The sequence below is a fragment of the Oceanisphaera sp. genome (assembly GCF_048268965.1).
GTDB lineage: Bacteria > Pseudomonadota > Gammaproteobacteria > Enterobacterales > Aeromonadaceae > Oceanimonas.
In genome coordinates this window covers 1-6,539 of sequence record NZ_JBLWUK010000056.1, presented here as the reverse complement: position 1 = coordinate 6,539, position 6,539 = coordinate 1, and the positions used below count along the sequence as shown (strand labels likewise).

8 protein-coding genes and 1 other RNA gene are annotated in these 6,539 nt (G+C 56.5%); all 9 read left to right on the top strand.

Translation table 11 applies throughout. The features are described 5' to 3' along the window. Positions 1-111, top strand: a transfer-messenger RNA (tmRNA) gene (gene ssrA / locus ACN0VL_RS14930); the annotation flags it as partial. A 164-nt stretch (positions 112-275) separates the two neighbouring features. Further along, entirely contained in the window at positions 276-1,511 is a 1,236-nt protein-coding gene (locus tag ACN0VL_RS14925; RefSeq protein ID WP_417618742.1) for a tyrosine-type recombinase/integrase, read from the top strand. After that, a complete protein-coding gene (locus tag ACN0VL_RS14920; RefSeq protein ID WP_372373616.1) occupies positions 1,508-2,425 on the top strand; it encodes a hypothetical protein in 918 nt (305 codons plus the stop codon). The genes ACN0VL_RS14925 and ACN0VL_RS14920 overlap by 4 nt, the downstream gene beginning before the upstream one ends. Before the next feature lie 81 nt (positions 2,426-2,506). Further along, positions 2,507-2,728 carry a helix-turn-helix transcriptional regulator gene (locus tag ACN0VL_RS14915; protein WP_372373615.1) on the top strand — a complete coding sequence of 74 codons (222 nt, stop codon included), beginning with the start codon at positions 2,507-2,509 and terminating at the stop codon, positions 2,726-2,728. Positions 2,729-2,997: 269 nt separating this feature from the next. Continuing rightward, a complete protein-coding gene (locus ACN0VL_RS14910; protein WP_417618739.1) occupies positions 2,998-3,207 on the top strand; it encodes a hypothetical protein in 210 nt (69 codons plus the stop codon). After that, on the top strand, positions 3,204-3,506 hold the full coding sequence (locus ACN0VL_RS14905) for a hypothetical protein (RefSeq protein WP_372373613.1): 303 nt from the start codon (positions 3,204-3,206) through the stop codon (positions 3,504-3,506). Before ACN0VL_RS14910 ends, ACN0VL_RS14905 begins: the two co-directional genes overlap by 4 nt. Beyond that, positions 3,503-3,757, top strand: coding sequence for a hypothetical protein (locus tag ACN0VL_RS14900; RefSeq protein WP_372373612.1), 255 nt, complete (start codon positions 3,503-3,505; stop codon positions 3,755-3,757). Before ACN0VL_RS14905 ends, ACN0VL_RS14900 begins: the two co-directional genes overlap by 4 nt. A gap of 180 nt (positions 3,758-3,937) precedes the next feature. Continuing rightward, positions 3,938-5,791: a replication endonuclease gene (locus ACN0VL_RS14895; RefSeq protein WP_372373610.1), complete on the top strand. Its 1,854-nt coding sequence runs from the start codon at positions 3,938-3,940 to the stop codon at positions 5,789-5,791. After that, entirely contained in the window at positions 5,788-6,132 is a 345-nt protein-coding gene (locus tag ACN0VL_RS14890) for a hypothetical protein (RefSeq protein ID WP_317998150.1), read from the top strand. Before ACN0VL_RS14895 ends, ACN0VL_RS14890 begins: the two co-directional genes overlap by 4 nt. Positions 6,133-6,539: the final 407 nt, after the last annotated feature.

The following is a 6,539-nucleotide window of genomic DNA, read 5'->3' as shown; positions in this document are numbered from 1 at the left end:
GAATCCTGATCGTCGGAGTCAGTTGCGTTAAAGCAAATGACGAAATCTAAGCATGTAGAGCCAATAGGCGCGTGCTGGCGGACGCGGGTTCAATTCCCGCCGCCTCCACCACACAAGGGTTTCAAGAGTTATCAAAACTTCCCATAAACCCAGCAATGAAGCGCCTCCGGGCGCTTTTTTGTTGTCAGGAGTTTTCACCCAATATCTTGACATGCCCCCACTATAGGGGGCATATCTGGGGGCACCATGAGCCTTCACCGATGAGGTGCCCCCAAATGGCCCACGTTAGTAATAAGCTGTCGGCTACCGCCGTGCGCAGCGCCAAACCCCAAGAAAAAACCTACCGCCTTACCGATGGTGGGGGCATGTATCTTGAAGTTACCCCAACTGGGGGCACCTACTGGCGCATGAAGTACCGCTTCCACGGCAAAGAAAAACGCTTAGCCATTGGCGTATACCCAGAAGTAAGTCTTGCCGCCGCCAGAGACGCCCGCGACCAAGCCCGCAAGCTGCTAGCACAAGGGTTAGACCCCAGCACCACCAAGCGCGTCACCAAAGAGCTTGGCAAAACAGCCGCTGAAAACACCTTTAAGGCGGTGGCCACTGAATGGCTTGAGCATATCCATCGCCATGAAGTGGTACCCGACCACTACAAGCGCAATAAGTCACGGCTCACCCGCGACGCTTTCCCAGCCTTAGGCCACAGGCCAATTACCGATATAACGCCGCCTGAACTGCTGGAATGCCTGCGCAAAATTGAGAAGCGCGGCCATCTGGAAACCGCCCACCGGGTAAAAACGCTGTGCGGGCAAGTATTCCGCTACGCTATTTCTACGGGCCGTGCTGAACGCGACCTAACCCCCGATCTGAAAGGCGCACTCCGCACCCCAAAGACCAACCACCATGCAGCGATCACCGACCCGGCAGAGCTTCCCCCACTGTTGAAAGCTATCGACGGTTACGGCGGCATGCCCGTTACCATTACTGCGCTCAAGTTATCGCCATTGGTATTTGTGCGCCCTGGTGAGCTGCGCCAAGCCCGCTGGGAAGATATCGACTTTGAAAGCGAGGAATGGGCCTTCAAACCCAGCAAAAACGCTGATCCGCTGATAGTGCCCCTACCCCGCCAAGCCATCGACATGCTGGCAGAGCTTTACCGTCTAACGGGCCGGGGTGAATACGTGTTTCCTGGTGCCCGGAGTAGCAAGCGCCCAATGAGCAACACCACCATCAAAGCGGCACTTGACCGCATGGGCTTCAAGGGTGAAATGACCGCCCACGGTTTCCGTGCCATGGCTCGCACGATCTTGGCAGAGCGCCTTGGCTACCCAGAGCAGTACATAGAGCAGCAGCTAGCCCACAAGGTGAGAGACAGCAACGGACGCGCCTATAACCGCACCACGCACTTAGAACAGCGCCGGGAAATGCTGCAAAGCTGGGCCGATTACCTAGACGCCCTGCGCGATGGCCCAAGCAACGTGGTGCCGATCTACAAAGGGGCTAGGGCATGAAAAATCAAGGCGGGTGCTATGTAGTAAAGAACGGGGTAAAGACTCAGGTAAAAGCCCCCACTAAAGACAATTTCAGAGAGGTTTATAGCGAAGAGGAAGAAGCCAAAGACAACGCATTGGTGGAGCAGGTGCTCGATGCTTTAAGGGCACTGGAAAAGCGAGCTGAAGAGCTAAAGCCCGGCATCACAAACGACCCTGATAACGCCTTACCTGAACTAGCTGAACGTTGGAAACATGATGGCTTTCCAAAAGTTGGGTTGGCGATGCTTCACCGCATGATGGTGAAAGGTAGCCACGACTTACTGGGATCCGCTACTGCTTGGGAGACTCACCGCAACGCCATAAAGAGCGCACGCACCTTCTACCCTGCCGAATATCCAAATGAACCATTGAAGCTGGCGCTTTGGGAGCATGGCTTGTCGAACCATAGCGGCCTCCCCCCTTCCTCTTTTAGCTCCCAGAGTATTAGCGATGCTTTTGAAAAACTGACTAGCTACCAAGTGGAATATTTCGGCCAGGGCGAGTTAAGGACAACGTCACGACAAGAGGTCGCCCAAAGGTTTGAAACAAAGGAAAGAGAGTTGCTTATTGCCAACTGGTTTTTTCAATTGTGGAGCAGCGATCCGAAGCGATACCCGACCACGCGCAATGGAATGGTGGGCTTTGAAAATGCCGCCGATCAAATCAACGAGTGGATAAGGCTTTTTCAAAGTGACCCAGAACACTACGCAAAAGCCTACCATCTTAATTCTCAAATAATCATGAGTTTCAAGGAGGAAAAAGGGGTCTTTGTTGGAGCAGCCACAGTTCAACGGGTCTACGACTGCCCCGGTTCAATGTGGCACCAGTCAAAACTATGGGGGCTGACCAAAAGCACCCGCAAAGCCGCGATACAAAAAAAGGGTAAAAATTAGCGTAAGGAAATACCCCCAAATAGAGCCCGTTTAGAACCATCATTCCAGCCATGCCCATAAGTAACCAAAGGAGTTAACGGCATGGCTACACCAGCAACTGAATTAACCTCCGACCTGATCAAGCTAGCGCTTGTGAAAAAGAAAACCGCACAAAGCGTTTCCGGTATCTATCGCGGCATTGCCCGCGGCGACTTCCCAAAACCCGTTCGCATTGGGCCACGCGCCGTGGCCTGGGTAGAGTCGGAAATAGACGAGTGGATTCAACAGCGCATTGAAGCGAGCCGCCAAGAGGGGGCCGCATAATGTTGACCCCTACCCCCACTCCCCGCTATGCTTCAAATGCTGGCGCAAAATCGTCAGCCATAGGGTTTCGCAGCCCTGAATCACAAAGGCGCAACAGCGCCCCATCCATAGCAGGCGCTTTTTTTATGCCCGCTATGCGTCTATGGCGGCTGTGCGTGGGAGGCTTCGGCCTGCCGGTTTCCTTTGTGACCGGTCTGCGAACCCGCGTACAGTCGCCCCCATTGTTTCGCAGCGATGTTGGCGACTCCGATCACAAAGGAGTCTTACCAATGACGGCATCAATCCGCCTATCCAATCTGATTACCCGCAGTTTATCCAGCCGTGCAGCCGCTCATAAAGCGATGGCGAAAGCCGCTTTGTTTGCCGATTCCAGCACGCGCACCCGCCTTAAGCGTTACAACCACCACATTGAAAAAGCACAGCAACTTGAAGCCCGCGCCCTTGAGACTGCCAAGCGCAGTGTTGGCGGTGCGCTATGAGCCGATACCAAATCCCCCAAGCCCACCGGGACACCATCGCCCACATTCAAGCACTGGCGCTTCCTGTCAGCACCCATAGCCAAGGCGGCTATTGGGTAAGCGTCGATTTTTCGGGAATGCTGCTTCAACTGAATGTCACCGTGGGGCGTCGTAGTGATCTGCACAACCCCACCGCCGTTTCTAAGACTTACAGCGTGTACTTGCCCCCTTGCCAGCGCGCACCGCATGACGCGCTTGAGCAGCTTCAAGCTATCGCTCGCAACCTGGAAGCGCTGCTTCCTGGGGCGGTGGCTGCATGAGCCATATAAATGATCAATCCATAAAACAAATGGTTGAGCTGCGCGACATTGCCGAAGCCCAAAAAGAATTGGCAACTGCCATCGGTGACATGGCTTACCTGAGCCAAGGGCTTACCGAACAGCAAGCACTTGCCTGGACAACGGCTTTGAGCTGTATGGGGAAGCGTGCCGCTACCTTGGCCCACGACCTACTTGATGAATGCATCGACCCCGCTGGCGCAGATTTGGAAGGGGGCCGCGATGCTGACTAGCACACATGAAAAAGCCCAGCGCAATGGCTGGGCCTTCTCCGCGCCGCCTACCACAGCAAACGCTAAACCAGAGAATAGCACACGGTACGGGGCGCGCCTACGCCTTGCCGATCCATGCCAACCCGTTGGGGTTGGCGCTGGCGCTGAGAAGTCACGCCCGGTAAGTGGCAAGGGGGTGATATGACCAGCCACGCCGCCTTTATCGATCGACAAGCCCTTGCTGATTCGCTTCTGAGTTGTGGCCCGTGGAAGTGTAGCAACGACGATCAAGCCTTGATCGACCACGCTACCGCCCAAGCCCGCGCTATTGAGATAGATGGCGCACAGCTTGGCCCAGAGAAAGCTCTGGCGCTCGCCCTTCACCGTGTGACCGCACACCACATGGAACCACCCAGAGGCTTCACGATTAGTAGCACGCTGTCGCGCCTTGCTTGCCCGCTGTGGTGGCGTCGCCAGCTTCGCCGCTTAACCAGCCGCCGCCGTGAGCAGCGACAGCGGTTATTGGGCCACACCCAGAAACGGGCGGGTATCTACGTGAGCAACGAAGGCTACCGCCGCCGCATTGACCAAGCCACCCGTAATGCGCGCCTGCTGGAAGCTATTACCGCCACCAACCAGGACGGCGACCAGTACACGCTGGCAGAACTGGCAGAGCTTGGCCTGGCTAACCCTGAGTTTCAGCGGGCAGAGCTAATGCTGCGCATTGCCGACACTGAACGCGAAGCCGACCGGGCAGGCCACCGGGGAATGTTCTACACCATCACCACCCCTAGCCGCTTTCACCCGGTACGGCAAAACGGCAGCATCAACCATAAATATGCTGGCGCTAACCCACGTGAAGCACAGGCCTACTTGCAAAACCTTTGGGCAAAAGCCCGCGCCAAATTCAAACGGGACGGCTTAGGCATTTACGGGATTCGCGTTGCCGAGCCTCACCACGATGGAACGCCTCACTGGCATTTGTTGATATGGATGCGTCCGGAAGATGAACCCAAGGTAACCAGCATATTACGCCGTTACTCGCTGGAAGACTCACCTGGCGAGGTTAAGCGAAACACTAACGTTAGATTCAAGCCCGTGGCCATTGATCGAAGCAAGGGAAGTGCTGCCGGGTATGTGGCCAAGTACGTGGCTAAAAACATCAACGGCAAGCAACACAGCCGTCAAGGCGTACCGGGCGATAACCTCGACCACTACGGCCAGCCATTAGAAACCAGCGCCCCGCGCATTGAAGCGTGGGCGGCCTGCTGGGGTATTCGTCAGTTTCAGTTTGTGGGCCTGCCTTCCGTCACGGTGTGGCGTGAGCTGCGCCGCCTCAAAGATGAACAGCGCTTAGCCGATTGGGAAGCGGCCACACGACCAGAACCAGAAGCCGCCGCAATCCTAGAAGGGTTGCGCCAAGCGGCCAATGCTGGCGCGTGGGATAAATACCTTCACTTGATGGGTGGCCCCATGCAACCCCGTGACGCTGCCCCCATTCGCCCATGGCGGGTAGTACGTCAAACGACCGATATAGCGAACTGCGACCGTATAACCGGGGAGTGGTCTAGCGACACACTAGGGCGCTATGGCGAGCCGATGGCGGGCACCTGGGGCTTAGTGGTTAGCAGCCAGCTAGGGGAAACGGAATACCTTACCCGGTACTACCGCTGGACGTTTGAGCGCAAGGGTGAAGCTGCCGGGGTTGATTTTCAGCGCGTAGGCGAAGCCGCAGCGCCTTGGACTGGTGTCATTAACTGTACGGACTGCGCTGCAGTCACCCCGGTAGATACCAGTGAACAGCTATCAATCGGGCCTGTCATTGAGCATGACCGATACATGAGCAGAGAGAGGCAGAAGCGAAACGACCACATCAGGCAGGAAAACGCTATACCACTGGAAGCTTACCGCGTTATGTCCGTGAAACGACGCCTTGAGATTGAAGAGCGTGAGCGCTTGCGGGCCACTATCGAGGAAGGCCGTGCACTGATTATTGGTTGGTTGGCGAGTGGTGAGCTGTCGCCCGCTGATATTCCACCGGGGGCCATTGCATGAACGGTGACGCCTTACTTACCCGCATTGCCCAACTGCAAGCCAGCGCTGGTGCTTCCCGGTCGCAAGGCAAGCCCGGCACCCACCCACGACAACACCCACGGCGTGCCAGCGTGACCACCCGCATCGAGCCATGGCTAGCGCTAATAGAGAAGCGTTGCAGCCTGCTGGCTGAGGATCGTCGCTTTATTCGCCTGAGGCTGGCCACCCGACAACACGGCGACGCCATGCAGCTAGCCGAAGGGTATAGCACTGCCTGGGAGAAAGCCGCCATGCAGGAACAGCGCGCCCACGTTAAGAACAACGCAGGCCGTCAAGCGGCTAACCGTTGGCTAAAACGGTAGCTTGAGCAATGAGCGCGCTACCAACCAGGTTAACCAGGCATCACATGAATGGTGGCTTAGTGGTCATCTGCTGGCGCTTACGGTTGCTAACGGCCTATAGCTGGGTGCCGGGTGGGCAAGTCACCCATGAAAAAAAGCCGGGTCCTTCTATCGACCAATCACCTTGGCCACGGGGGCAGCAAGCCCCGGATTTCGGGAAATTTTCGGCTACCCAGCGTGTACCACCGCAGGTGGGCAGTATTCGCGTAACGGTGCGGTTTATCACCTGTGCGACCTGTACACCGTCCCCAGCTTATTCAGGCAAAGCATGTACAGGTGGCCCCCGACGAAATGTACACCTCAAGCCCTTGCCACTCAGCAACAGAGGCCAGCGTATAGCGCTGCCGGGAGCAAGCCGCCAAGCAGGA